Origin of the sequence: Acidisphaera rubrifaciens HS-AP3, from assembly GCF_000964365.1 — a bacterium.
GTDB lineage: Bacteria > Pseudomonadota > Alphaproteobacteria > Acetobacterales > Acetobacteraceae > Acidisphaera > Acidisphaera rubrifaciens.
Map to the genome: position 1 here is coordinate 1 of NZ_BANB01001177.1, position 755 is coordinate 755.

Here is a 755-nt window from a genome sequence, read left to right on the forward strand (position 1 = left end):
AAAGCAGCGTCAGCGGCCGTCCCGGCGCCAGCGCCCGCACCGCGTCCGCCAGGCCGTGCACGATCACCGCCGGCGCCCGTGGGGCGTCGGGCGGCGGCAGGGCGCCGGTCCTGTCATGCTGGTCCGAAGCGGCGGCCGGGGGCAGATTTCGCATCGCTAAAGCTTCAAGTCCCGCGGCGGATCGTGTTCAAGTCAGCTTCGGTCCGGTTTTCGAGGGGAGTCGCGTGTCGCAGTCCGGTTATCCGCCCGACGAGGAGATGGCGTCGCCGCATCCGGCCGAACGGCTGGAGGCGGCGCTCGAACGCATCGCGCGGGTGGCGACGGCGGAGATCATACGCGCCGGACGCACCCATGCTCCCCAGGTCGATGCCCACGGCGATGCCCCCGGCGACGAGGCGGGCATGGCCGCGACGCCGGCGGCGGAGATCGCCGCGCGGCTGGACGAACTGATCCTGCGCCTGCGTGCCGTCCTGGCCGAGACGGTATGAGGGCGGCCGCGTGACGGGACGGATAGGAGCGCCGCGATGGCCCTTGTAACGGTCAAGATCAACGGATTTCCCCACACCGTGGGCTGCCAGGACGGGCAGGAGGCGCATCTGCAGGCGATGGCCGCGGAGGTCGAGCGGCGGGTCCAGGGGCTGCTCGGCAGCGGCGTCGGCCGCGATCCCGCCGGCGGCGGCGAGACGCGGCTGCTGGCCCTCGCCGCCCTGATGCTGGCGGACGAGCTGCACGACATGCGCGTCGAGCTGGATCAC

The 755-nt window shown here is 72.7% G+C and carries 2 protein-coding genes; both read left to right on the plus strand.

Going from position 1 to position 755, the window contains the following annotated elements; genetic code table 11:
- Positions 1-224 precede the first annotated feature (224 nt).
- Positions 225-488, plus strand: a complete 264-nt coding sequence (locus tag B8460_RS20555; RefSeq protein ID WP_048863488.1) for a hypothetical protein — start codon at positions 225-227, stop codon at positions 486-488.
- A 36-nt stretch (positions 489-524) separates the two neighbouring features.
- Positions 525-755: cell division protein ZapA (locus B8460_RS20560; protein ID WP_048863489.1), on the plus strand; the 231-nt coding region annotated here is incomplete at its 3' end.